Origin of the sequence: Clostridium acidisoli DSM 12555, from assembly GCF_900176305.1 — a bacterium.
GTDB classification, from domain to species: Bacteria; Bacillota; Clostridia; order Clostridiales; family Clostridiaceae; genus Clostridium_I; species Clostridium_I acidisoli.
Genome location: NZ_FWXH01000002.1, coordinates 934,807 through 957,696, shown reverse-complemented (window position 1 = coordinate 957,696; position 22,890 = coordinate 934,807). Strand labels below are relative to the sequence as shown.

General features: G+C 28.7%; 32 protein-coding genes, 1 tRNA gene and 1 riboswitch. Of the genes, 23 read left to right on the top strand and 10 right to left on the bottom strand.

What is annotated here, in order from left to right; genetic code table 11:
• The first annotated feature begins 104 nt into the window (after positions 1-104).
• The 3 genes from hprK to B8978_RS04770 are packed head-to-tail and all read left to right on the top strand — an operon-like array spanning position 105 to position 3,052.
• Positions 105-1,019, top strand: coding sequence for an HPr(Ser) kinase/phosphatase (hprK, locus tag B8978_RS04780; protein ID WP_084114262.1), 915 nt, complete (start codon positions 105-107; stop codon positions 1,017-1,019).
• Positions 997-1,581, top strand: a complete 585-nt coding sequence (locus B8978_RS04775) for a 5-formyltetrahydrofolate cyclo-ligase (RefSeq protein WP_084114260.1) — start codon at positions 997-999, stop codon at positions 1,579-1,581. Before hprK ends, B8978_RS04775 begins: the two co-directional genes overlap by 23 nt.
• A 58-nt stretch (positions 1,582-1,639) precedes the next feature.
• Positions 1,640-3,052 (top strand): aminopeptidase, encoded by a 1,413-nt coding sequence (locus B8978_RS04770; RefSeq protein WP_084114258.1) that lies wholly within the window; start codon positions 1,640-1,642, stop codon positions 3,050-3,052.
• Positions 3,053-3,145: 93 nt separating this feature from the next.
• Here B8978_RS04770 and B8978_RS04765 read toward each other — a convergent pair whose 3' ends face one another.
• Positions 3,146-3,982, bottom strand: a complete 837-nt coding sequence (locus B8978_RS04765) for a PHP domain-containing protein (protein ID WP_084114256.1) — start codon at positions 3,980-3,982, stop codon at positions 3,146-3,148.
• A 92-nt stretch (positions 3,983-4,074) separates the two neighbouring features.
• Between B8978_RS04765 and B8978_RS04760 the strand changes: the two genes are divergently transcribed.
• Genes B8978_RS04760 through folK form a run of 3 tightly spaced genes read left to right on the top strand, consistent with a single transcriptional unit; the run spans position 4,075 to position 6,257 of the window.
• Positions 4,075-4,566, top strand: a complete 492-nt coding sequence (locus B8978_RS04760; RefSeq protein WP_242950477.1) for an HD domain-containing protein — start codon at positions 4,075-4,077, stop codon at positions 4,564-4,566.
• A 25-nt stretch (positions 4,567-4,591) separates the two neighbouring features.
• A complete protein-coding gene (folP, locus tag B8978_RS04755; RefSeq protein WP_084114254.1) occupies positions 4,592-5,398 on the top strand; it encodes a dihydropteroate synthase in 807 nt (268 codons plus the stop codon).
• 13 nt (positions 5,399-5,411) lie between these two features.
• On the top strand, positions 5,412-6,257 hold the full coding sequence (folK, locus tag B8978_RS04750; RefSeq protein ID WP_084114252.1) for a 2-amino-4-hydroxy-6-hydroxymethyldihydropteridine diphosphokinase: 846 nt from the start codon (positions 5,412-5,414) through the stop codon (positions 6,255-6,257).
• 3 nt (positions 6,258-6,260) lie between these two features.
• On the opposite strand, the gene B8978_RS04745 is transcribed toward folK, so the two are convergent.
• Entirely contained in the window at positions 6,261-6,728 is a 468-nt protein-coding gene (locus B8978_RS04745; protein ID WP_242950476.1) for a DUF4883 family protein, read from the bottom strand.
• A 163-nt stretch (positions 6,729-6,891) separates the two neighbouring features.
• Here B8978_RS04745 and B8978_RS04740 point away from each other — a divergent pair, with 163 nt between their 5' ends.
• The gene (locus B8978_RS04740; RefSeq protein WP_084114248.1) at positions 6,892-7,653 is read left to right on the top strand and encodes a tRNA threonylcarbamoyladenosine dehydratase; all 762 of its coding nucleotides are present in this window, start codon (positions 6,892-6,894) and stop codon (positions 7,651-7,653) included.
• A gap of 66 nt (positions 7,654-7,719) precedes the next feature.
• Here B8978_RS04740 and B8978_RS04735 read toward each other — a convergent pair whose 3' ends face one another.
• The 3 genes from B8978_RS04735 to B8978_RS04725 form a co-directional block, all read right to left on the bottom strand.
• Positions 7,720-8,028: an MTH1187 family thiamine-binding protein gene (locus B8978_RS04735; protein WP_084114246.1), complete on the bottom strand. Its 309-nt coding sequence runs from the start codon at positions 8,026-8,028 to the stop codon at positions 7,720-7,722.
• A gap of 16 nt (positions 8,029-8,044) precedes the next feature.
• Positions 8,045-8,704 (bottom strand): energy-coupled thiamine transporter ThiT, encoded by a 660-nt coding sequence (gene thiT, locus B8978_RS04730; RefSeq protein WP_084114244.1) that lies wholly within the window; start codon positions 8,702-8,704, stop codon positions 8,045-8,047.
• Positions 8,705-8,800: 96 nt separating this feature from the next.
• A riboswitch (TPP riboswitch) is annotated at positions 8,801-8,900 on the bottom strand.
• Positions 8,901-8,951: 51 nt separating this feature from the next.
• Positions 8,952-9,851, bottom strand: coding sequence for a cation diffusion facilitator family transporter (locus B8978_RS04725; protein WP_084114242.1), 900 nt, complete (start codon positions 9,849-9,851; stop codon positions 8,952-8,954).
• Positions 9,852-10,042: 191 nt separating this feature from the next.
• Here B8978_RS04725 and B8978_RS04720 point away from each other — a divergent pair, with 191 nt between their 5' ends.
• The 6 genes from B8978_RS04720 to B8978_RS19735 all read left to right on the top strand — a co-directional run bounded on the left by B8978_RS04720 (position 10,043) and on the right by B8978_RS19735 (position 13,756).
• Positions 10,043-11,305, top strand: a complete 1,263-nt coding sequence (locus tag B8978_RS04720) for a DUF445 family protein (protein ID WP_176212611.1) — start codon at positions 10,043-10,045, stop codon at positions 11,303-11,305.
• Positions 11,306-11,317: 12 nt separating this feature from the next.
• Entirely contained in the window at positions 11,318-12,589 is a 1,272-nt protein-coding gene (locus B8978_RS04715) for a DUF445 family protein (RefSeq protein ID WP_084114239.1), read from the top strand.
• A 111-nt stretch (positions 12,590-12,700) separates the two neighbouring features.
• On the top strand, positions 12,701-13,132 hold the full coding sequence (locus B8978_RS04710) for an HNH endonuclease signature motif containing protein (protein ID WP_084114238.1): 432 nt from the start codon (positions 12,701-12,703) through the stop codon (positions 13,130-13,132).
• Positions 13,133-13,251: 119 nt separating this feature from the next.
• Complete coding sequence (locus B8978_RS19740) at positions 13,252-13,392, top strand: CPC_1213 family protein (RefSeq protein ID WP_176212610.1); 141 nt, start codon at positions 13,252-13,254, stop codon at positions 13,390-13,392.
• Positions 13,393-13,413: 21 nt separating this feature from the next.
• Positions 13,414-13,599, top strand: a complete 186-nt coding sequence (locus B8978_RS04705; protein ID WP_084114237.1) for an asparagine synthase — start codon at positions 13,414-13,416, stop codon at positions 13,597-13,599.
• 13 nt (positions 13,600-13,612) lie between these two features.
• On the top strand, positions 13,613-13,756 hold the full coding sequence (locus tag B8978_RS19735) for a hypothetical protein (protein WP_176212609.1): 144 nt from the start codon (positions 13,613-13,615) through the stop codon (positions 13,754-13,756).
• Positions 13,757-13,938: 182 nt separating this feature from the next.
• On the opposite strand, the gene B8978_RS04700 is transcribed toward B8978_RS19735, so the two are convergent.
• Positions 13,939-14,142, bottom strand: a complete 204-nt coding sequence (locus B8978_RS04700; protein ID WP_084114235.1) for an alpha/beta-type small acid-soluble spore protein — start codon at positions 14,140-14,142, stop codon at positions 13,939-13,941.
• Between the two features lie 132 nt (positions 14,143-14,274).
• Between B8978_RS04700 and B8978_RS04695 the strand changes: the two genes are divergently transcribed.
• The 3 genes from B8978_RS04695 (at position 14,275) to B8978_RS04685 (ending at position 15,683) form a co-directional block, all read left to right on the top strand.
• The gene (locus tag B8978_RS04695) at positions 14,275-14,811 is read left to right on the top strand and encodes a metal-dependent hydrolase (RefSeq protein ID WP_084114233.1); all 537 of its coding nucleotides are present in this window, start codon (positions 14,275-14,277) and stop codon (positions 14,809-14,811) included.
• A 113-nt stretch (positions 14,812-14,924) separates the two neighbouring features.
• A complete protein-coding gene (locus tag B8978_RS04690; protein WP_084114231.1) occupies positions 14,925-15,083 on the top strand; it encodes an aspartyl-phosphate phosphatase Spo0E family protein in 159 nt (52 codons plus the stop codon).
• 81 nt (positions 15,084-15,164) lie between these two features.
• Entirely contained in the window at positions 15,165-15,683 is a 519-nt protein-coding gene (locus B8978_RS04685; protein WP_084114229.1) for a guanylate kinase, read from the top strand.
• A 44-nt stretch (positions 15,684-15,727) separates the two neighbouring features.
• On the opposite strand, the gene B8978_RS04680 is transcribed toward B8978_RS04685, so the two are convergent.
• Positions 15,728-16,780: a phosphodiester glycosidase family protein gene (locus B8978_RS04680; protein ID WP_084114227.1), complete on the bottom strand. Its 1,053-nt coding sequence runs from the start codon at positions 16,778-16,780 to the stop codon at positions 15,728-15,730.
• 136 nt (positions 16,781-16,916) lie between these two features.
• On the opposite strand from B8978_RS04680, the gene B8978_RS04675 reads away from it, so the two are divergent.
• Positions 16,917-17,867, top strand: coding sequence for a hydroxyacid dehydrogenase (locus tag B8978_RS04675; protein ID WP_084114225.1), 951 nt, complete (start codon positions 16,917-16,919; stop codon positions 17,865-17,867).
• A gap of 38 nt (positions 17,868-17,905) precedes the next feature.
• Here B8978_RS04675 and B8978_RS04670 read toward each other — a convergent pair whose 3' ends face one another.
• Positions 17,906-18,685 carry a DeoR/GlpR family DNA-binding transcription regulator gene (locus tag B8978_RS04670; RefSeq protein WP_084114223.1) on the bottom strand — a complete coding sequence of 260 codons (780 nt, stop codon included), beginning with the start codon at positions 18,683-18,685 and terminating at the stop codon, positions 17,906-17,908.
• A 159-nt stretch (positions 18,686-18,844) separates the two neighbouring features.
• Here B8978_RS04670 and B8978_RS04665 point away from each other — a divergent pair, with 159 nt between their 5' ends.
• From B8978_RS04665 to B8978_RS04640, 6 genes are all read left to right on the top strand, one after another.
• On the top strand, positions 18,845-19,630 hold the full coding sequence (locus B8978_RS04665; RefSeq protein WP_084114221.1) for a Cof-type HAD-IIB family hydrolase: 786 nt from the start codon (positions 18,845-18,847) through the stop codon (positions 19,628-19,630).
• A gap of 148 nt (positions 19,631-19,778) precedes the next feature.
• A complete protein-coding gene (locus B8978_RS04660; protein ID WP_084114219.1) occupies positions 19,779-20,144 on the top strand; it encodes a hypothetical protein in 366 nt (121 codons plus the stop codon).
• Between the two features lie 116 nt (positions 20,145-20,260).
• The gene (locus tag B8978_RS04655; protein ID WP_242950475.1) at positions 20,261-20,836 is read left to right on the top strand and encodes a hypothetical protein; all 576 of its coding nucleotides are present in this window, start codon (positions 20,261-20,263) and stop codon (positions 20,834-20,836) included.
• 254 nt (positions 20,837-21,090) lie between these two features.
• Complete coding sequence (locus B8978_RS04650; RefSeq protein ID WP_084114217.1) at positions 21,091-21,351, top strand: hypothetical protein; 261 nt, start codon at positions 21,091-21,093, stop codon at positions 21,349-21,351.
• A gap of 230 nt (positions 21,352-21,581) precedes the next feature.
• Positions 21,582-21,908: a hypothetical protein gene (locus B8978_RS04645; protein WP_084114215.1), complete on the top strand. Its 327-nt coding sequence runs from the start codon at positions 21,582-21,584 to the stop codon at positions 21,906-21,908.
• A gap of 155 nt (positions 21,909-22,063) precedes the next feature.
• Entirely contained in the window at positions 22,064-22,444 is a 381-nt protein-coding gene (locus B8978_RS04640; RefSeq protein ID WP_084114213.1) for a hypothetical protein, read from the top strand.
• Positions 22,445-22,578: 134 nt separating this feature from the next.
• Here B8978_RS04640 and B8978_RS20065 read toward each other — a convergent pair whose 3' ends face one another.
• Both B8978_RS20065 and B8978_RS04630 read right to left on the bottom strand, forming a co-directional pair.
• Positions 22,579-22,788 (bottom strand): hypothetical protein, encoded by a 210-nt coding sequence (locus B8978_RS20065; protein WP_084114211.1) that lies wholly within the window; start codon positions 22,786-22,788, stop codon positions 22,579-22,581.
• A gap of 13 nt (positions 22,789-22,801) precedes the next feature.
• Positions 22,802-22,883, bottom strand: a tRNA-Leu gene (locus tag B8978_RS04630).
• Positions 22,884-22,890 lie beyond the last annotated feature (7 nt).

Here is a 22,890-nt window from a genome sequence, read left to right as displayed (position 1 = left end):
CATCTTCAACAAATTTTGAAGATGCTTTAAGGTACATTGAAAAAATTACAAGCTAATATATTTTGTGTACATAATTCTATAAATAATGAAAGGCGGTTTGATTAATGCCTGTTAAAATTGAAACAATAGCTGAAGATTTAAAATTAGATATAATTGTAAAAGGAGATAGTACTGCTGAGGTTTGCCAAAGTGATATAAACAGACCTGGACTTCAGTTTTCAGGATTTTATAATTATTTTGCCAATGAAAGAATTCAAGTGATTGGAAATGCAGAATGGAGTTTTTTAGATGCAATGAGAGTTGAAATTCGAAAAAAGAGGTTAAAAAAGTTTTTTCAATTTCATACTCCTTGTATAGTTTTTGCTAGAAATTTGCTCCCTCACGAAGAATTTATTGAAGAAGCAAAAGCTCATAATGTTTGGATTCTGAGAACAGATATTTTAACAACGCGTTTTATAAGTAAAGTAATGAATTATCTAGATGAAAAACTAGCACCAGAAACAAGAATGCATGGTGTTTTAGTTGATGTCTATGGTTTTGGAATACTTATAACAGGAGAAAGTGGTATAGGGAAAAGTGAAACTGCCTTAGAACTTATAAAGAGAGGACATAGACTTGTAGCAGATGACGCTGTAGATATTAAAGCTATTGAGGGAACACTAAATGGAAAGTCACCATACATTACAAATGGAATGTTAGAAGTAAGAGGTATGGGGATAATAGATGTACCTGCATTATATGGTCTTAGTTCTGTACTTGATTCAAAAACAATAGACATGGTTATGTACCTTGAACAGTGGAAAGAGGGACGTGACTATGATAGGCTTGGAATAGATAGTGAATATATTGAGATTTTAAATGTACCTATAAGAAAGATGACAATCCCAATAAGACCAGGAAGAAACTTAGCAGTAATTATTGAAGCGGCAGCAGCAAATTATAGATATAGTCTTACTTCAAATATAACTCCAGTTCAAACTATAAATGAAAGAATGGATGGAATTGCAGATAAAAAATAAAGAAGAAATAAGAAGATATATGTTAAATAAAAGAGACAAATTATCTAGAACTGAAAAAGCAAATTTAGATAATTTTATTTTCGAGAATATTACACAAAATCCATATTTTTTATCGGCTAAAGTTATATTTAGTTATGTTAGTTTTCAAAATGAAGTAGATACTCATAGAATAATAAGACACGCTTTTGATTTGGGTAAAAAAGTATGTGTACCAAAAGTAATTAACAGAGAAAAAGGTATGAAGGTTTTATATATAGAATCCATTGAAGAACTTATACCTAGTAAAATGGGAATATTAGAACCAGATATAAATAAAGAAGCCACATCAATAAATGACATTGATATGGCAATAGTGCCAGGTCTTGCTTTTGATAATTTTGGAGGAAGGCTTGGTTATGGTGGTGGTTTTTATGATAGGTTTTTTGAAGGATCAAATATTAAAAAAATTGCAATTGGATATGAATTTCAAATATTAAAAAATGTTCCAAAAGAGGAACATGATATCTTAATTGACGGAATAATCACAGAGAAAAACTTTATAAATTTTAAGAAGAGGTTTTAAAATCTATAATATGTGATAGAATATCCTATAAAGGAATATATGACAGGGGGACATTTGAGTGGTAACTAAAAAGGATGTATTAGGAAAAAAATATGAATATGCATGGGAAAAATATGAGGAAAAAGATTTAAAAAATGTATTTGAGGTTTCAGAGAGATATAAGGAATTTATATCAAAATGCAAAACGGAAAGAGAATGTGTAAGTGAATTTGTAAAACTTGCTGAAGCTGAGGGTTATGTTGATCTAAATAAGATAATTAGTGAAGACATAAAACTAAAAGCAGGGGATAAGGTTTATGCAAATAATAAAGGCAAAAATTTAGCATTGTACCTAATTGGAAAGGAACCTCTTCAAAGTGGAATGAAAATACTAGGAGCACATATTGACTCTCCTAGACTTGATTTAAAACAAAATCCACTATATGAAGACACAGATTTAGCACATTTTGAAACTCATTATTATGGTGGTATTAAAAAATATCAATGGGTTACAATACCACTAGCAATACATGGAGTGATTGTAAAAAGTGATGGAAAAGTGATAAATGTCAATATTGGGGAGGATGATTCAGATCCAGTATTTGGTGTTTCTGATCTTTTAGTTCATCTTGCTCAAGATCAACTTAAAAAGCCGCTTTCTACAGGAATAGAAGGAGAAAACCTAAACATTTTAATAGGAAGTATTCCAGTAAAAGATAAAGATGCCAAGGACAGAGTTAAAGCAAATGTATTAAACATATTGAATGAAAAATATGGAATTGATGAAGAAGACTTTGTATCAGCAGAATTAGAAGTTGTTCCAGCAGGAAAGGCAAGAGACTACGGTTTTGATAAGAGTATGGTTATGGGTTATGGACATGACGACAGGATATGTGCATTTACTTCTTTTGAAGCAATGCTTAAACTTAAAGAAACAGATAAAACCTGCGTAACTATACTAGTTGATAAAGAAGAAGTTGGAAGCATTGGTGCAACTGGTATGAGTTCAAGATTTTTTGAAAATGCAACTGCAGAAATCATAGCGCAAACTGAAGATTACAGTGACATTAAACTAAGAAGGACATTATCTAACTCAAAAATGCTTTCTTCAGACGTAAGTGCTGCTTTTGATCCAAATTATCCATCGGTAATGGAAAAGAAAAATGCAGCATATCTTGGAAAAGGTGTTGTATTCAATAAATATACAGGTTCAAGAGGAAAATATGGCTGTAATGATTCAAATGCAGAATTTGTAGCAGAAATAAGAGAAGTTATGAATAAAAATAATGTGTCATGGCAAACAGCAGAACTTGGAAAAGTTGACCAAGGTGGCGGTGGAACAATTGCATATATACTAGCTGAATATGCAATGGAAGTAATAGATTGTGGAGTTGCGTTACTTAACATGCATGCACCATGGGAAATTGCAAGCAAAGTAGATATATATGAAACAGTAAATGCATATGTGGCATTTTTGAAGGATATTAAATAGTTAGTTTTAAGTAATAAGAAATTGCAAAATATTAGTGGAGAGTTTTTAAATTTGCTCTGCTCATATTTTGCAATTTTTATTATTGTAGATATGTTATATAACATCAAGTGCTTTTAAAAACTTATTTAAATGTTTTTCTTCTAAATAAACCGAAGCTAGTTTTCCGTGTTTTGTGTCTTCTATAGTACCACTGTGAAAATCAGAACCAGCAGTAACAAGCTTATTAAATTCACTTGCAAGCTTCAAAAATCTTTCTGTATCTTCTTTTTTATTAAGTGGATAAATTGCCTCTATTCCATCAAAATCAAATTTCATAAGGTCCTTTATAGGTGTCTTTTTTACTAGAACTGGATGAGCAAGTATTACTAACGCATTTATTGACTTTAATAATTTTATTCCATCATGAAGTTCTAATTTTCTATTTGGGACATAAGCAGGGCTATCTTCGTTTATTATATTATTAAAAATATAGTCTAGAGAATAATTATAGCCGGCATCAATTATGGCTTTTGCAATGTGCGGTCTTGCCACAACCCCTCCAGCATTTTTTAATACTTCTTTATAGTCGATTATAATGTTAAAGTGCTCATTAAGTTTTTCAACAATTAGCTTAGCTCTTTTTACTCTAAAAGTTGTAATTTCAGTTAAGACATTTTGAAATTTATCAGATTTATAGGAGTCATCTTTAAAATATCCAAGCACATGAATGCTTTCATTATTGTGACGAGTTGAAAGCTCTATTCCAGGAATAATCTTAATATTTTCTTTTTTACCTGATAAAATTGCAGCTATAATTCCGTTAGTAGTATCATGATCTGTAAGGGCCATAATATCTATGTTTTTAGTTTTCGCAAGTTCTACTAAAGCACTTGGAGAAAACTTACCATCTGATTCAGTTGAATGAGTGTGAAAATCTCCTTTGAAATACATTAAATCACTTCTTTCCTATTGTATTAGAAACATTATATACTATATACTATAATAATTGAAGAACTCTATTTTAAAAGAGAGGAATTAACTTTATGGAATTACAAATGGAAAGAGTTACAAACATAATAAAAAATGAAGAATATAAGCAATGTGTTAAAAGCATAAAAATGCATGAGAAAAAAAGAAAGTTTTGTAAGCATAATAAAAAACATTTTTTTGATGTAGCAAGAATTGCTTATATATTAAAGCTTGAAAGAAACCTTAATTTAGATAAAGAAGTTATATATGCAGCAGCATTACTTCATGATATTGGTAAATTTCTTCAATATGAAAGTGGAATTCCACATGATTTAGCTAGTGCTGAAATTGCAGCTGAAATATTAAAACAATGCAAATTTAAAGAAGAAGAAATAAGTGAAATAGTTACCGCCATTAAAGAACATAGAAAAAAGGATGATAAAAATTCATTACTTGGAAAAATAATTTATGACAGTGATAAACTTTCCAGAAATTGTTTTTCTTGTAATGCTAAAGAAAAATGTAATTGGAATGATGAAAAAAAGAATTTAGAAGTAAAATATTAATTTATGAAGTAAGGAGAAATACATTATGAAAATCGGAAATAAAGATTTTGAATTAGGAAAAAGAACATATATAATGGGAATACTTAATGTTACACCAGACTCATTTTCAGATGGTGGGAAATTTAATGATATAGATAAGGCTGTTGAACATGCAAGAGAAATGATAGCTGCTGGAGCTGATATATTAGACATCGGAGGGGAATCTACAAGACCAAGTTATACACCGCTTGGAGAAGAGGAGGAGATAAGAAGAGTAGTGCCTATAATAGAGGCTATTGCAAGTGAGTTTGACGTGCCAATTTCAATTGATACATATAAAGCTGGAGTTGCAGAGCTGGCAATTAAAAATGGTGCTAGTTTAATTAACGATGTTTGGGGCTTTAAAAAAGACATTAATATGGCAAAAGTTGCAGCAAAATATAATGTACCTTGTTGTCTTATGCATAATAGACAAAATGAGAATTATAATAACTTGATAGAAGATATTATAGAGGATCTTAAAGAAAGTATAAAAATTGCAACGGAGGCTGGTGTTAAGATAGAAAACATAATTTTAGATCCAGGTATAGGTTTTGCTAAAACCTATGAGGAAAATCTTGAAACTATGAAAAAATTAGAAGACATATGTAATATGGGATATCCGGTACTTCTAGGGACATCAAGAAAGTCCATTATAGGAAACACTCTTAATTTGCCTGCAAATGAAAGGGTAGAAGGCACTGTTGCAACTACTGTAATTGGAATAATGAAAGGTTGTGCCTTTGTTAGAGTTCATGATGTTTTGGAAAATAAAAGAGCTGCTATGATGACGGATGCTATAATTAGAAAGTAGGAGTGAAAAGTTAATGGATAAAATATTTATAAAGGATTTGCAAGTATATGGATACCACGGAGTAAACAAAGAAGAAAAAGAAATGGGCCAAAGATTTTTAATATCTTTAGAATTATACATGGATTTAAGCATGGCTGGACAATCTGACGATTTAAATAAAACTGTAAATTATGCTGAGATATGTGAAAGAGTAGAAGCTAAGTTTAAGGAAGAAAAATTTGATTTGATTGAAGCGGCGGCGGAAAATGTTGCAACATTTGTACTTAATACTTTTAATTTGGTTAATGGAGTTAAGGTTAATATAAAAAAACCTTGGGCGCCTATTGGAAAACCTCTAGATTATGCTGGAGTTGAAATAACAAGATTTTGGCATACAACGTATATTGGCATCGGGTCGAATATGGGTAGTAGAGAGGAAAATATAAATAAGTCTATTGAAAAAATCAGTGAAATTAATGGCAATGGCAACATTAAAATTTCTAAAATGTATGAGACTAAACCAGTTGGGTACACTCAGCAAGATGATTTTTTGAATTGTGTTATAGAAATGAAAACTTTATTAAGTCCAATGAACTTAATTGATGAACTGTTAAAAATTGAAAAGGAACTAAAAAGAGAAAGAACCTTAAGATGGGGACCAAGAACAATAGATTTAGATGTTTTATTGTATGATGAAGAAATCTTATCTAGTGAAAAATTAGTAGTTCCCCACCCAAGAATGCAGGAAAGGTTGTTTGTATTGGCACCATTATGTGATTTAGTACCATACAAACTACATCCAATTCTAAGGACTAGAATAATAGAACTTAAAGAAAACTTGGATAAGAAAGAAAAAGATGCTGTAAAACTGTTTAATTAAAAATCAATCTCTTGGGATTATACTTTTGCAAAACTCAAATAGATTGTAAGCTGCAGGTAGGCTGTCCATGTTAATATAATCTTTTTCATAAGAACCGTCCCAAGGGTAAAGACACATGTATTTTTTATTATATATTTCAGCAACAAATTTGTGATTTTTAAATGTAAAATAAATTTTATATAAAGCTTTATTTGGTATATCCTTAGGTTTATCTATAAAATTATCATTATTTAAAGCTAACATGGATTTTTTTATTAGGTCACATTCAGCTTTGTCCATGGTTACTTTTTTATAAAAATTAGTATCAAGCAAAATTATTAGGTATTTATTTTGGCTTTTTATATCAGTAATCAGCAAATCTGTATAATAATTTTTATGGGGTTTTTTCTCCTTAAAAGTTTTAATATTATTGCAAGCTGTTAGATTTAATAATAAGATGATTATAAAAAATATGTATAATAATTTTTTCAAAGAGATATCATCCTTTCATAAACAGAGTTCTAAAATATGATATGTAAACCGAAACGAAATTAGTACAATATTATTCATGGAATAACTTATTGATTGGATAAATGCAGATATGATATACTATAAAATGCTGATTAAGGTAATTATAAAAGGAGATGTAAAATATATGCCCCAACATTCTTTGTCAAGAACAGAGCTTCTTATCGGTAAAGAAGCTTTAGATAAATTAAAAGATAGCAAAGTGGTAGTGTTTGGTATAGGTGGAGTAGGAAGTTTTACAGTAGAAGCGTTAGTAAGAGGTGGCGTAGGTAAAATTGTATTAATAGATGATGATACAGTTTGTCTTACAAACTTAAATAGGCAAATTCATGCTACATTTAAAACCATAAGTAAACCAAAAGTTGAAGTTATGAAGGAGAGAATTTTAAGTATTAATCCTAAATGTGAAGTTATCCTTCATCAGACTTTTGTAAAAGAAGATAACATTGATGAAATCATTGGAGAAGATGCAGATTATGTTATAGATGCCATAGATACGGTATCTTCAAAAATTGCTTTAGTAATGTGGTGCAGAGACCATAATGTTAAAATTATAAGTTGTATGGGTACAGGAAATAAACTTGATCCAACTCAATTTAAGATTTCAGATATATATAAGACTAAAATATGTCCACTAGCAAAGGTTATGAGGCGAGAACTTAAGAAGAGAGGAATAAGATCATTAAAAGTACTTTATTCAGAAGAAATGCCACTAAAACCAAAGGTAGATGAAGTTATTACATGTAAAGAAGGTTGTGTTTGTACTGGAGGAAGTAAAAAATGTTTAGCTAAAAGGCAAATTCCAGGAAGCATATCTTTTGTGCCACCAGTGGCAGGAATGATAATTGGTGGAGAGGTAATTAAAGATTTGATCAAAAAACAGCTGTAAATATTCATATTGAATCAAAGTAAAGGTGCTTACTAAATTTTTTATCTAGTAAGCACCTTTATTAATTTAAAATGATTTTCTGTCGTCAGGGTGGTTTTTAAGTTTTTCATCTATAGTAAGTCCACCCTTTTTTTCATCGATTCTTACAACTGTTATGACTCTTTCACTGCCAACTTCAAAAGGTATTCTATGTACCTTTTTTATAAGATCAAACACTTCATCGTATTCACCTTCAACGGTTGTACTCATAGCACCAATTTCATATTTTAATCCGCTGCTTTTAATATAATCAATAGCAGCATCAACTTGTTTGTACAACTCTTCTTCTGAAACAGCTGGAACTAAGGGCATAACAGCTATATCTGCAATTACCATACTTAACATCTCCTTTTTAAGTTAAAGCTCCATTCTTTTTTAACATTGTAGATAGCATTTTTATTGGTAAGATAGCGATTATTACTACACATAAACCACCTTCTACAAACATAAATGATCCATTAACAGTTAATGAATAAACTATAGCAGACATACCTTTTGGAGCAAAACTTCCAAAAAATGCAACGCCTGATATAAAATGAAATATAAACTTCACAAATACAGCTACAATACTACCAAGTACTTTTTTATTTCTAAAATAACCTGCAAGTCCAAGTGCCATAGAAGGAAGAGGGTAATCAAATAAAAGCTGTACTGGGTGAAGTATATATGGATCAAGAATTAAAGTTAACATTCCATGTAAAAATCCAGCAAGAAATCCAACTTCAGGTCCATATACAAAAGCAATTATGAGTATTGGAACCATACTTCCAAGAGTTACACTACCTCCTTGAGGAAAATGGTACAACCTAAATAGCTGAAGTACAGCTGATAAAGCTAAAGCAATACCAATTTGAGTTATCATCTTAGTATTTAATTTAACTTTTCTAATTTTAATAAATGCTAAAACCAAAATCAAAACACCTATTAGAGTTACTACAGAGGTAGGGTGCGCTGATACCTCTTTAAGATTTGTTATTAGTGACGGTATAATGTTTTTTATAAATGATACCATGTAAAAAGGACCTCCTAAGTTATAGCTAGGGGGGTCCTTGAACTTCCATAAGGAAGCTTCTATTTTAAAAATAAAAACTGTAATTAAAATTACAACAGTTAAAGTAAACTGCTTCCCTACGCTAGAATTATCTAGATCAGGTTAAAGGGTTAATGCACAAACATCTCTCAGCCTAAAGGCACCCCTAGCTAAATTATTATTTATTATCTACACAAATTATAGTACAAAGGAAAATAAGTTACAAGGTTTATTTGTAACTTTTGTTACTATCTAAAACATAAACTTTGTTTTCCTTTGTAATAAATGGTTCAGCATGAATTGTTGTATTTGAAATAAGAAAAACCCTGTCAAGCTCACTTTCTATACAATTGCATACCTCGTGAACTTCTAATAGAGACTTATTTGAATCAAACAATAAGTGCATATTTATTTCAAAGGTTTCACCACTTTTTCGTGTTCTAAGCTTATGAAAAGACTTTATTTCTGGATATCTTTTTAAGATTCGTATAATCTTCTCTAATTCATTTTTAGATAAACTACTATCTACGAGATCTTTTAAGGAATTTTTAATTAAAACAAATGAAGTCTTTATAATAAGCACAGAAACAAAAAGAGCAGATATAGAATCAATGAATTTAAGGCCAGTAATCCTTACAAGAAAAAGTCCAATAAGAACAGTAAATGAGGTAAGGGAGTCCGTAAGAATGTGATAGCCATCTGAACTAAGTGCAATGGAGTTACTTTTTTTTGAAACAGATAAAATGTATAGTGCCACTGCAAGATTTAAAATACAGGACAACGCCATAACAAACATACCAGAATACAAAGATTTTATGGTATTACCTAATATGAGTTTTGATATGGCTTCGTATATCATAATAATTCCTGTAAACAAAATTAATACAGCTTCAAAAAATCCAGACACATTTTCATATTTACCATGTCCAAAAGGATGTTCAGCATCCTCTTTTTCACTAGCTTTTTTTATAGAAAAAAATGAAATAACGCTAGCAAGTAAATCTATTGATGAGTGAATACCCTCCGATATAACACTTACAGAGTTAATATATATACCAATAGTTAACTTTAAAATTATCAAAATAAAGTTTGAAATCACCGAGAAAATTGCAGCTTCTTGCTTTTTCATTTTATGCTCCTGAATTATAAATTAGTTTATACTGAAGATTACTATAGTATAATATGTTCAATAAAAGCAAATTGTAAACAAAAAATTAGTTTTATTAGTATTGCTATGATAAAATAATACTAAGTTGTATTTATATTTATAATTAAGGGTAAAGATAGAAGTATAGAATATTTTGAATGTGGTGATATATTGTGAAGGGTAAAAACAGGACAGCAGCAAACGTAATACTTGTATTTTTTGCTATAGTATTTTTAATTTCGTATCCATTTAAGGACCTTTTTATTGGCGGTTTAATTTCTGGAGGTAGTCTAGCAGCATTTATTGGAGGTCTTGCAGATTTTTTTGGAATCACGGCTATATTTAAGAAGCCATTAGGTATAAATTTGCCTAAAAAAATATTTAGAACCGATATTATAAATAACAACAGGGATAAGTTTATAAATACTATTGTAGATACTGTAGAAAATGACCTGCTTAATAAGGATAAATTAAAGGATAAATTTAAAAGTTATGAATTATCCTTAATCCTAACAATTTTCTTAAAATCCAAAAGTGGGGATAAAATATTAGAAAAAGCTATTGAAGAGTTAAGTGAGTTTGTTGTAGAGGAAAATGATAAAATTTTAGATGTTTCATTAGATATATTGATAGATATATTAAAAAAATTTAATTTAAGTGGATTTTTATATGAACTCATAAAATATATAATAGCCAGTGGATATGAGGACAAAGCAATTGATAAGCTTGTTAATATAATAATTGTAAACTTAAGAAGTAAAGATGGTTTTGAATTAATCAATAAAATTTATATTGATTCTATGAAAAATTATGAACAAGAAAATTCTAGCAGAAAAATTGTAAATAAATTATTTTTAGGAAATATAATGGGCATATCGGATGAAAAGGCGTCTAAGATAATACAAGATAAAGCAATAGTTATATTACAAGACATACTTATAAAAAACAACAAAAACAGAATGCTTATTAAAAATAGAGTTGATTTTTATGTTGAAAAACTGAAGTCAGATGAAAAATTAATATATAAAATAGAAAATTATAAAGAAAAATTAATTTTAGAAAATAAAAATTTAAAGAGTTTTATGAAAAGTATTATAGATAATTATATAAATGTTAATAGTGAAAATTTAACTACCTGGGTTGATATTTTAAAGCTAGAAAAAAAGAGAGTGCTTTCTGATTTAATAAGAGATAAGGACAAAATTTACAAACTAGATAAGCTTATAAAGGATGTAATGTTTAAGACCATAGATGAAAAACACAATGAAATAGGAAAATTAGTTAAGAAAAATTTAGACAAATACAATAATTCTGATATAACAAAACTAATGCAGGAGAAAGTTGAAGATGATTTACAAATTATAAGGATAAATGGTTCTGTAGTTGGCGGCATGGTTGGAGTTATAACTTATTTACTAACATTTTGGATAGCATAGGGTGTGATTTTTATGAATTATAAAAATAAAGCAAATATTACTTTGATTTGTATGTTTGTAGCGTTTATATTGACAGCTATATTAAAATATTTCTATGGACATGAATTTTTAATAGATTTTTTGTTTGCTGTAGTAGAGGCGTCTTTAGTAGGTGGTACGGCAGATTGGTTTGCAATAACTGCACTTTTTAAAAAACCTCTTTTTATATCTTTCCATACAGCAATAATACCTAGAAATAGAGTGAAGATAATAGATGGTATTACATCAGCTGTTGAAGAGCAACTGTTAAGTAAGGATATAATAAGTGAAAAAATATCAGAGTTAAACCTTTCTAGAGGTGCTGTAAATTTAATAGAAAAAAATAAAGTTAATATATTAGACTATATTGAACAAGAAATTAATAAATATATTATAGAAAAAGGAAAAGAAAAATTATTAAATTTAAGTAAAAAGCTTAAAAATGACTATATTAAAAAGAGAAGTCTCACAGATGTTATTAACGTATTAACTAAGAACATATATAATTCAAATAATGATGAGAAAATTATAGACTTTATTATTGATGAAGTTATAGAAGAATGCAAAAATGAAAAATTAAAATTATTTATTTATAAAATATTGATGGATTTAAAAAAAGAAAAACTTGATAATTTTTTAGCTAAAATAAGTTTTGGATTTTTAGAGAAAACTGACAGTGTAAATCTTGAAGATGCATCGGAAAATTTTTGTAACCAACTAATAAAAGAATTATACAATATGAAGCATAAGGAAAATAAATATAGGGAAAAAATAAAAAAGGAACTGTTTCAAATGTTTCTTAAAATAGAATATAATAGAGAAAACATAGAAGATGAAAAAATAAAATTTATAGATACCTTGGACATAAGCAGTTTAATTGATGATATCACAAATAAAAAAAATTATGATGGAAGAGAAACGTCTATTTTAGCCTCATACATAAGAAAACAAATAGATGTTTATTTAGATAAACTTGTTAGAAATGAAGAGTTTAACTCACATATGGATAAAACCTTAAAATATGCTTTAGTAAAATTTATGAATAGAAATCATAATTTTATTGGATCTATAGTAAAACAAACGCTAGATCAATATGATGATAAAAAACTTAATGAATTTATTGAAGATAAATTTGGAGAAGACCTTCAGTGGATAAGAATAAATGGTTCTGTGGTTGGAGGAATAATTGGAGCAGGAATGTTTTTGTTCTTAAGGCTATTGTATGATCCGTTTGTTGTACCTGTAATTAGAAAATTAGTTCTATGAATAGCATAAAAGCTAAAGTATTAAAATTAAGGTAAATAAATCATATTGAGAAGTTTAAAAATCAGTAGTAAAATTATACATATAAATAACATTAGGGGGAAGTGTTAATTTTTGCAAGATGAAAAATGTATAGTTTGTGGAAAAATAGGAGAAAAACATCATATTATTTTTAAGTGTGAAGGTGGACTTGATTTTCCGCTGAATTATGTATATCTTTGTGCCGAACATCATAGAGGAAAAAACAGTCCGCATAAAAATAAAAAGGTTGATATAGCCTATAAATTAAAATTTCAGAACCAACTACACAACATTTTGTTGAAAAAATATTATTTTATGGATGAACTAACTAAACTGTTGCTTTTAAACCCTTCTCAAGCTAGAACCATTTGCAAAAAGTTTAAGTTATACAAAGAAGGCTATAAAAATGAAGACATAGTAAAGAGGCTCATGGGTGGTAAATTGTATTATGATTTTATGCTTGATGATTATTATGATGAGTCTTGGAATATTATAGATAAATTCAAGGAAGATTATATAGTATAAAAGACATGGAGAGAGCCCATGTTTTTTTATTTGTGAAAAATATTACCAAAATATAAATAAAAAACATAGTAATTATTAATATAAATTGGGGAAAATATAATCTGGAAGGAGAACTATCTATGGACAATAAATTAAAAAATACCACTAATAATAAAGCAGAGGACGGTAAGTTCTCAAAGAAAAACATTAAACATAGTCCTAAAGATGAAAGTTCAAGGGCTGTATTTGGAGAAAGAGATGAAAAACATTTAGAAAAATAATTTTAGAGAGGAGATCATATTATGACAGTTAGAGAAGGAATAGTACCAACTGCATTAGGGACAATAGTAACAGCAGCAGGAGCAACTTTAGTAGCAAAAAAAATTTCTCCAGCTTTAGCAGCAGGAGTTTTAGGTTTTGGATTAGCTCATGTAGTACTTGGATCCATTGATTTAGTAGAACATAAGCATAAAGGATTATTCGGTTAGAGGGTGAACTGTTATGGCAAAGGAAGATACAAATAAAAGTCTTAAAAGAGAAGATTCAGGAAATGAACCTAAAGTTTGGTCTAAAGATACTACTAGTGCAAAATATCATTCTAGGAGTGCAGAATTTAAAGCAAAACATAAGAGTGATAATAAGTAATATTGTGTTCAAAGTACTAAAAAATTGCAAAGCAATTGACTAAAGCTTTTCACCTATGAATTGTAGGGGAAAAGATAAAAGATTGCCTTGCAATTTCTTTTTATGTATTATGAATTAAATTAAAAAGGAATGTTTTAAAACGATATTAATCATCTTAAAACATTCCTCTTCGATACAGAAAACTATTTAGTTTTTATTCTGTTTTCATAATCTTGAACCATTTTTTTAGTCATCTGACCGCCAACGGAGCCATTTTGTCTTGAAGTAAGATCTCCATTATAACCTTGTTTTAGTGGAGTTCCAACTTCTTGAGCAGCTTCCATCTTAAATTGGTTTAAAGCTTCTTTTGCTTCTGGAACTAAAACTCTATTTCCTTTACTAGCCAAGTGAATTACCTCCTTTTCATTTGATGTTATTATTTTGCTCTAAAAGAAAAAATATATGTTAGGGAAACAGTTGCTAAATTACAAAATTAATGCAATAATAATAGAAATATTAACATAGAGAGGAAGAAGTTAATGATATTTTTTGGACATGTTGGACCGACAACTTTGATACTTAAAGCCTATGATAAGGTAACTCAAAAAGAAAATAGACAGGTTATTGATTATAGATTTGTTGCAATAGGATCAATCCTACCTGATTTAATTGATAAACCAATTGGAGGTTTCTTTTTTAGAAATGAATTTCATAACAGTAGATTATTTGGTCATACACTACTGTTTTCAGGTATACTATTAGTTATTGGACTTTTTTTAATGATAAAAAATAAAAATAGAAGCAATAAAATCTTTCTTTTAGGAATATGTAGTCTAATACATCAAGGACTAGATAGTATGTGGCTATATCCAGCAACATTTTATTGGCCATTTTTAGGCTGGAAGTTTCCAACAAGACCAGAAGGAAAATGGCTTATGGAAGGCTTTAAAAGATTGTTATCAGAGCCAAGTTATTTTATAGCAGAAATAGTTGGAGCAATAATAGTAATATTTTTTGTTGTTAGATTAATTAAGAATAAAAAAGTAAAAGAATTTTTAAAAACTGGTATTTTATAAATAAAATTAAAATTTAGGACTAATAAATGCCTAATTTGGATAAAATGTTTAATATACATGAAAGCTTGATATATAAAGCATGTACATTAAATAGGTAGGAGGTATTTATAGAGATGTCTGAAATGAACGGAAAAATTTGCGAAATTGATGTTTTAAGAGATAAACTTGAAGGTTTAATAAAAGAAAAACATGGTAATCTATTGGATTCAGAAGTAGTTAGTGTAAGTAAAGAATTAAATGAAGCAATAAATAGGTATAGTAAGGAACCTTAAAAAATGACTAGTCAATGGCTAGTCTATTTTTTTAATATGTAAAATATGATGTATAATTAAAATTGAATGTGGGTGAATTTTATGGATAAAATAATTTGTTTAATTGGAGAATCAGGTTCAGGAAAATCAACTATAGCAAAATATTTAGAAGGTGACGGCTACAATTATATTAAAAGCTATACCACAAGACCTAAAAGAAACTCAGAAGAAGAAGGTCATGTGTTTGTAGAAGAAAGCTTTTTTAAAAAGTTAAAAAAACATGAAATTATTGCATATGCAGAGTTTGATGATTACAAATATTGGAGCACCACCAATCAGTATAGAAATAAAGGGATTTCAATATATGTCATAGAACCTAAAGGAGCCGTAGAGTTAAAAAAGAGTCTTTATGATTGCGAAGTTATTATAATTTATCTTAAAGTTGATAAAGAAGAGAGACTAAAAAGAATGAAAAATGATAGAGGTCTTGTTATGGCACGAAGAAGGCTTAAACATGAGGATAAAACTGGAGTTTTCAATGTAATTAAATGCGACTATGTTTTGGATGGAAATAGGGACATGCCTAAAGTTATTTCTGATATTAGGAATATAATAAAATAAATAAAGATTCTTCTTTCGTATAGAAAGAAGAATCTTTATTTTGTTTATCTAGTAACTAAAAATGCAGTGGGAATGTATCTTCCTCCAGTACTTCCAAGAGGTCCACAGGGCTTATTTATTAGTTTCCCATCATAATACATACCTGTTGAGGAACCGCCATCTAAATTAGATGCATTGATAGCACCATATTTCACTAAAATATTTTGAACTTCTTTTACAGAAGCACCAACGCTGTAAAGAGGTTGTCTTCCGTCAATTTCAAGTAGTAAAATTTTGCCATCTATAGTTTGTCCAATTGCACTCCTTGGCTGAAGACCAGAACCGCCATCACCATCAATCTCAACAGCTTTACCATTAATAATTAATGCAGGCCCAAAAGAAACCGCATCTCTAATATTGTTTTTTGCTATATCATCTAGTGTAAACTGGCCAGTAATAAGTCTATTACTATAATCAAAGCCTATAATATTGAATGATTTAATGTCATAATCATGGTATACTATTTTACCGTTTTTTACAACTATACCCATAGGAGTACCGCCATTCCCAGTGCCGTTGTCATCTTGGAATGCACTGGCATTTAAAGCAGCAATTGCATCATATTTTTTTGCTAGAGAAGACAGACGCATACCAACTTGATTTTCACCAAAGGTATTAATGGTTCCTAATTTGATTCGAGACGGATTGTCCACAATCATAAGTTTTCCAACATAATTTGTACCTTTAATAGGAATGACTGAAATATTATCTGAAGTACTCATGCTGGCAAGATTAACAGTAATATTAGAATCAATGTCATCTTTCTGAGAAGACTGACTATCTACCTTAATTTTACTTGTAGTTGTCTTGGCATTTGTTGTTACAACTTTATTTGCATTTAAAATGCTATCAATCTCACTTTGTGAAATAAAGGTTGTAGCTAACCATTTGTGCCTGAAGGTAGTCATAGCTGTAGTTACCCATAGTGTTCTTAAATCTTTAAATGGCTTAATGTTGCAATAAAAAACTAGTGACATAAAAATACAGCCTAATATTGAAAATACAAGTATTATCTTAAAAATAAATTTAATTGCTTTTTTTACTAGTTTTAGTTCCATAAAGTCATCCTTTCTATTTAAAATAATATATTTTCAATTATAATATAATAAAGGGGAAAATGCATATTAACATATAGTGAACAAATTCGATTTGCAAATTTGCCCTAATTGTAGAAAAAATGGGGGCTATTAAAATATGAGTTATAAAGTTTTAATTACAGAAGATATAGATGATGAAGGGAAAGAGTATCTTAGAAAATTTGGATATGAAATTAAATTAGCTTCAGATATATCAGAAAAAAATCTTATAGAAGAAGTAAAAGACTGTGATGCAATTTTAGTTCGTATGGCAAACATAACTGAAAAAATTATTCGTTCAGGTAACAAATTAAAAGTAATATCAAAATTTGGGGTTGGCACTGATAATATAAACTTGGAAGCTGCCACAAAACACGGAATACAAGTTACAAATTCTAAAGAATCAAATAAAAATTCGGTAGCAGAATATACAATTGGGCTTATTATAGCACTTTCTAAACAATTTTTTCTTTATGATAAAGAAATTCGAAAAGGAAATTTTCAAATAAGAAATAGGCTGGGAATGGATGTTGAAGGCAAAACTCTTGGAATTATTGGAGCAGGGGCTATTGGAGAACTTGTTGCTAAAAAAGCAGTATACGGGTTTGGAATGAAAATAATCGAATACAAAAGAAATTTGAATTTAGAAATTAATAGTGAAAATATTAAGTACACAGATGATTTAGATTATGTGTTAAAAGCGTCTGATTTTGTAAGTTTACATGTACCCTTAACTTCGGCTACAAAATATATGATAGGCAAAAGAGAATTAGAACTTATGAAAAAGGAGGCTTTTCTTATAAATACCGCCCGTGGGGAAGTTGTTGATACTGAAGCATTAGCAAGTGTTTTAAAAGAAAACAAAATTGCAGGAGCTGCAGTTGATGTATTTGAGGGAGAGATACCTTCAAAGGACAATCCGCTTTTAGGTTTAGAAAATGTTATTTTAACACCTCATACTGCGGCTCATACAAAAGAAGCCTTTATAAGAATGTCTGTACATCCGGCTATTGGCATACATGAAGTTTTATCTAAAAAGAAGCCATCTTGGCCTGTAAATGAGATTTAAATTCAATTTCTAGTGTTCAAATAATAAATTGTATAGTATCATACTAAGTCACTATGTATTAAGTCTACATTGTATTGTTCAAGCAAAGTCATTATAGAATTATTGGGTGCAGTTTCTGTAATAATACTATTGAAATCTGATATATTTGAAAAATTGAAAATTCCATCTAGATTGAATTTCTCATTGGGTGCTATTAGATATAATTCTTTAGAGATACTCATGATTGCTTTTTTAGTAGATGCATCCTCAGATATACCTGAACTAATACGTCCATCTCTAAGATCTATTCCACTACATCCTATAAAAGATTTATTGCAACGATAAAGTTTAATTTGCTCAATAGAATGAGAACCTATATTTCCACCTGCAAAAGCATTATAATCTCCACCTATAAAAATAATATGCATTTTTAAATCAAGATGAAGCAGTGATGAGATTTCAACCATGTTTGTTATTAAAGTTATATTTCTATTATTTTGTATAAGAAATTTTGCAAGAAAATAGGAAATGCTTGATGCATCTAAAAAAATTGTATCACCATCTTTAATTAGCTCATATGCTTTTTTTGCAATGGTTTCTTTTAAATTTGTATTTTTTTCAACTCGATTGAAGAAGCTTTCAGCAGGCACTATAGTACGTTTTATGTTAATAGCACCACCGTAAGTACGTTGTAATAAGTTGTTTTTTTCTAAAACTCGAAGATCTTTTCGAATCATACTTTCACTTACTTCAAATTGTATACTTAAATCTTTTACTAATACCTTTCCGTCTCTTTCTAATAATTCTAATATATGTTTGTGTCTTTCTACAATAAACATGGTTTCCTCCAATTTGTTCTCATTTTATTCTATTTTAGCAATTATAATATTAAAATGCAATTAAATTTATTGACCACTGGGAATGAATGAGATAAAATGAAATTAAACAGGAAAAATAATATTAAATAAGAATAAACTATTAGGAGAGTAGGGGGAAATATGAAAAAGGCTGTATTTTTTGATATTGATGGAACTTTAATAGACTGTTTAAATGGAATAACAGATATTACTCCTAGAGTAAAAAATGCTATTCGTGCATTGCAGGCAGAAGGAAATTATGTTTTTATTGCATCAGGCAGACCATATGCTTTTCTAAACGAAGCTATATGTAATTTTGGATTTGATGGTTTTGTACTTACCAATGGAGCATGTGTAAATGTGAAAGAAAAGTGTATATATAAAGAGTCTATAAGGAAGGATTATATAAAAAAGTTGGTATCTAATTTTGAACAACTTAATATTCAATATATATTACAGGGAGAGATATATTCATATATTAAAGATGAATATAAAAAATTACATTCATTCTATGATTCCTATAGTATATCTAAAAAATATTTTAAAGGTAATTATAATATTGAAGATATAGACATATATAAAATTGAAATGTTATGTAAGGATGAAGAAGGGATAAATTATTGTTTATCTCTTGGAAATGATGATTACGATTATATTTATGATAAAGAGCAAGGTAATTTTGAAATATATTCAAAAACAAATACAAAAGCTTCAGGAATATTAAAAGTATTAAATTATTTAAATATTCCTTTAGAAAATAGTTATGCTTTTGGTGATGGAAAAAATGATATAGAGATGTTATCTTCAGTAGGATGTGGAATAGCTATGGGGAATGCTGATGATTATGTAAAGAGCTATGCTAAAAAAGTTACAGATACAGTACAAAATGATGGAGTAGCTTTAGAAATAGAAAATTTTATTTTATAAATCCGTGGCTTTTACGTTCAAACAATATAAATATTATGGTACAATTTAAACAAATAGAATTATAAGGAATTTTTTACAATGGGGATAAATAAAATAAAATTAATCCGTTTAGCATATGCTACATGAGAGATTAAAAGGAGAATTTAAAATGAAAGATAAGACAACTAAACAGAAAATAATATTAGCAGTTCAAAGGTTCTTAGAAAAGACAGGCGGAGTTAAACACGACTTAATAATATTAGCAACTATAATCGACAAATTTCCAGGTTCATCAAATTTGGGTGCTGAGGCATACCAAGAACTTATTGATAACAATTATATAGTTGAACTATTAGATTTAATGGATAAAAGAGAAGTAGCCCTTGCTGAGAACGATAACAAGAAAGCTGAGGAATATAATAAAGAAATCAAAATTATTGAAACAGAGCATGGTATAACTAAAGACGATTCTAAAGAATTAATTTCAGCATTATCAAAAGAAATTGCTAAAACCATTTCTAATAAGGAAGACTAATGCTGCTGAATTGATCAAACATGTTGCATAAGAAGGATAGTTAATAAGTTGTAAGTCTAAAGCCTTTTGTAATAAAAGGTTTTAGACTGTTTTTATTAAAGGCTTTAAATTAGTATATGAAAAGTAAACAAATCAATACAAAACCAAAGACCTGGGAGTGGACACTTAGAGAAGAACTTGTACAAGCTATCGAAGAACTAAATATATTTTTAGATTATAGTTATTCAGATGAGAATCTTATTGAAGCTGCCAGCAAAAATGATATTTCTTTGGACACAACATGTTTTGAATATACAGGTGAATCCAAAATTAAGAAAGAGCCTATTTGTGTGAAAAATAAGTATGCTTATCCTAGAAGTAGAAAGGTATCCATGAATGCTTTGCGACATGCAAATTATAAATGTGAAGTTGATACTACCCACTTAACGTTTATTAGGGAAAATTCAACTTTAAACTATACAGAACCTCATCATTTGGTACCAATTAATTATTACAGCAATTTTGAAGTATCCCTAGATGTTGAAGAAAATATTGTTTCTTTGTGCTGTAATTGTCACAAACAAATACATCTAGGAGAAGGCTTTGAAGTAATACTTGAAAAACTGTACAATGAACGTAAAGATTTATTAAAAACTGTTGGCATAGATATCTCTTTAGATGAGTTGATTAAGCTATATAGAAATGATAAATGATAAAAAAGACCGTATGACTTCCACTTCGATCTAAAGGATAAAGTGATTCACACCAAATGAAGATTTGGGTTCTCTACTTTTGCAAGTGGAGAGTTAACGGATGCTACGCGCTGGACTTTAGTTCAATTAATACTCAGATGGTGTCAAAACCAAAACCCCATATGAGCGCAAGTTTCACTTTATATCATGCATCTTAGGACAAGGAAGATTTGTTGTTCCACTTACAAATAAACTTAAATTACAGGGGGAAATATATGGAGATTGTGTTAGTCTTAATAATTATTTCTATACTATTAGCGTACATATTTGTTAAAGTATGTTGTGCTAACAAAAAATTGATTTCAACTTTATTAATTAGTATTGAAATTACACTTGTAGGAATAGCTTTTATAGTATTAGGTAGTAAGGAGTCTTATGGTAATGATGGTTTTATCTATAGTTTGGGAGGATTGATTATTGTTGTATTTGGATTGTTTGTAAGTATAATGGGATTTTTAAAAAACAATAATGAATAGTTAATATTTGATTTATCTTATTATGGAATAAATAAAATGTAAGTATTTCCAGATTTAGATGGGTTGTGTAGTCATATAAATTGGTTTATTCAAAATAGTAATTATTGGAATGGTGAATTTTTAGATGAAATTGAAAAATTATAGATGAAAAAAATCTAAATTTACAAGAATACTTATGACAGAAACTATTAATCTATAAATAAAAATTTTGTTAAAGGGGATGCAATAATGTGGATGAACAAATTAAAGATTTGGATGATTTGAAATATTATGAAGTAACAAAAGATAATCCTGTTATGATTAAATTAGAAAAAAGTGAAAGAAAAAAATTATACCATTATACTAGTAAAATTGCTGCTAAGGGAATAAAGGATAGTCAAAGTTTTTGGGTTACTCATAGCAGTTTTTTAGATGATCCAACTGAGATAAAATATATTTCTCATGTATTAGACGGTGTAATAATGTATTTAGAACAAAATAAAGAAGCTTATGACTCAGGTGTTGATGGACAATTTTATGTTTATGAAGCTATTATTAAAATATTATTAAAATATTAAAATCATTAAGAGATTTATATAGTGAAGGTAAACCGATTAAAGAAGGGAACCTTTTTATATTATCACTGACAGAAAATAAAAATAATAAATATTTAGTTGATAATTATTGTAGAGGAGATGGGTCTATACTTGAATTTAGAAATAACGTTGATAGGATGTTTAAAGAAAATAAACATGTGTTTCCAATTTTCTCAGCAAAAGTAGAATATGATTATTCAAAGCAAATGACACTCATTATAGAAGATATTAACGAATTTTATGCAGAACTTTTAAATAATTTAATTGGTGAAATTGGAGTCGATTATAAAGATGTTATAGACACAATTAAAACAGTGCTTAATATAAAAGTGATAAATTACTCTTTTTTCTTTAAAGATGATAAGTATGATAAAGAAGAAGAATGTAGGGTATTATTTTTAGTTGCAGATAAATATAATAATGAATTTTTAAAATACAGAGATAAAAATGGAAGAGATATACCTTATATTGAAGTTAAATTTAAGAAAAAAAGTTTGCTTAATATTAGGTGCGTCTAGATTGTGAATTGGACAAAAATGCATAAATGAATATAAAGAATATATAGATTTAAAATTATTAAAGGTTCCTAAAAATTGGATTGAATTGTTTTCAAAATAGTAGTTGTTGCTAATTTGTTGTTAAAAACTAAAAATTAACGATATTTTTTATTTAGTATAAAATAAGGTATCAATACTACTAATCTGCTACCAATGACTAGATTTATATTATAATTTAAGAGAGCTGCTAATTGCAGTTTTTTTTTATGCTTAAAATCTAATTTCAATCTAGTAGTACCAATTATAGTACCAAACCAATAAAAAAGACCGTACAACTTAGCTTTAAAACTAAGGAATACAGTCATTCTATAAAAATCTTGGTGCCGATGGTGGGATTCGAACCCACATGGTTTCCCGCACGATTTTGAGTCGTGTGCGTCTGCCGTTCCGCCACATCGGCAAGTTCA

Excerpts from the sequence above, each read along its gene's own strand:
- hprK (WP_084114262.1), top strand. The coding sequence starts at position 105 with ATGCCTGTTAAAATTGAAACAATAGCTGAAGATTTAAAATTAGATATA.
- B8978_RS04775 (WP_084114260.1), top strand. The coding sequence starts at position 997 with ATGGAATTGCAGATAAAAAATAAAGAAGAAATAAGAAGATATATGTTA.
- B8978_RS04765 (WP_084114256.1), bottom strand. The coding sequence starts at position 3,982 with ATGTATTTCAAAGGAGATTTTCACACTCATTCAACTGAATCAGATGGT.
- B8978_RS04760 (WP_242950477.1), top strand. The coding sequence starts at position 4,075 with ATGGAATTACAAATGGAAAGAGTTACAAACATAATAAAAAATGAAGAA.
- folP (WP_084114254.1), top strand. The coding sequence starts at position 4,592 with ATGAAAATCGGAAATAAAGATTTTGAATTAGGAAAAAGAACATATATA.
- folK (WP_084114252.1), top strand. The coding sequence starts at position 5,412 with ATGGATAAAATATTTATAAAGGATTTGCAAGTATATGGATACCACGGA.
- B8978_RS04740 (WP_084114248.1), top strand. The coding sequence starts at position 6,892 with ATGCCCCAACATTCTTTGTCAAGAACAGAGCTTCTTATCGGTAAAGAA.
- B8978_RS04735 (WP_084114246.1), bottom strand. The coding sequence starts at position 8,028 with ATGGTAATTGCAGATATAGCTGTTATGCCCTTAGTTCCAGCTGTTTCA.
- thiT (WP_084114244.1), bottom strand. The coding sequence starts at position 8,704 with ATGGTATCATTTATAAAAAACATTATACCGTCACTAATAACAAATCTT.
- B8978_RS04725 (WP_084114242.1), bottom strand. The coding sequence starts at position 9,851 with ATGAAAAAGCAAGAAGCTGCAATTTTCTCGGTGATTTCAAACTTTATT.
- B8978_RS04715 (WP_084114239.1), top strand. The coding sequence starts at position 11,318 with ATGAATTATAAAAATAAAGCAAATATTACTTTGATTTGTATGTTTGTA.
- B8978_RS19740 (WP_176212610.1), top strand. The coding sequence starts at position 13,252 with ATGGACAATAAATTAAAAAATACCACTAATAATAAAGCAGAGGACGGT.
- B8978_RS04705 (WP_084114237.1), top strand. The coding sequence starts at position 13,414 with ATGACAGTTAGAGAAGGAATAGTACCAACTGCATTAGGGACAATAGTA.
- B8978_RS19735 (WP_176212609.1), top strand. The coding sequence starts at position 13,613 with ATGGCAAAGGAAGATACAAATAAAAGTCTTAAAAGAGAAGATTCAGGA.
- B8978_RS04695 (WP_084114233.1), top strand. The coding sequence starts at position 14,275 with ATGATATTTTTTGGACATGTTGGACCGACAACTTTGATACTTAAAGCC.
- B8978_RS04690 (WP_084114231.1), top strand. The coding sequence starts at position 14,925 with ATGTCTGAAATGAACGGAAAAATTTGCGAAATTGATGTTTTAAGAGAT.
- B8978_RS04685 (WP_084114229.1), top strand. The coding sequence starts at position 15,165 with ATGGATAAAATAATTTGTTTAATTGGAGAATCAGGTTCAGGAAAATCA.
- B8978_RS04680 (WP_084114227.1), bottom strand. The coding sequence starts at position 16,780 with ATGGAACTAAAACTAGTAAAAAAAGCAATTAAATTTATTTTTAAGATA.
- B8978_RS04675 (WP_084114225.1), top strand. The coding sequence starts at position 16,917 with ATGAGTTATAAAGTTTTAATTACAGAAGATATAGATGATGAAGGGAAA.
- B8978_RS04670 (WP_084114223.1), bottom strand. The coding sequence starts at position 18,685 with ATGTTTATTGTAGAAAGACACAAACATATATTAGAATTATTAGAAAGA.
- B8978_RS04665 (WP_084114221.1), top strand. The coding sequence starts at position 18,845 with ATGAAAAAGGCTGTATTTTTTGATATTGATGGAACTTTAATAGACTGT.
- B8978_RS04660 (WP_084114219.1), top strand. The coding sequence starts at position 19,779 with ATGAAAGATAAGACAACTAAACAGAAAATAATATTAGCAGTTCAAAGG.
- B8978_RS04655 (WP_242950475.1), top strand. The coding sequence starts at position 20,261 with ATGAAAAGTAAACAAATCAATACAAAACCAAAGACCTGGGAGTGGACA.
- B8978_RS04650 (WP_084114217.1), top strand. The coding sequence starts at position 21,091 with ATGGAGATTGTGTTAGTCTTAATAATTATTTCTATACTATTAGCGTAC.
- B8978_RS04640 (WP_084114213.1), top strand. The coding sequence starts at position 22,064 with ATGTTTAAAGAAAATAAACATGTGTTTCCAATTTTCTCAGCAAAAGTA.
- B8978_RS20065 (WP_084114211.1), bottom strand. The coding sequence starts at position 22,788 with ATGACTGTATTCCTTAGTTTTAAAGCTAAGTTGTACGGTCTTTTTTAT.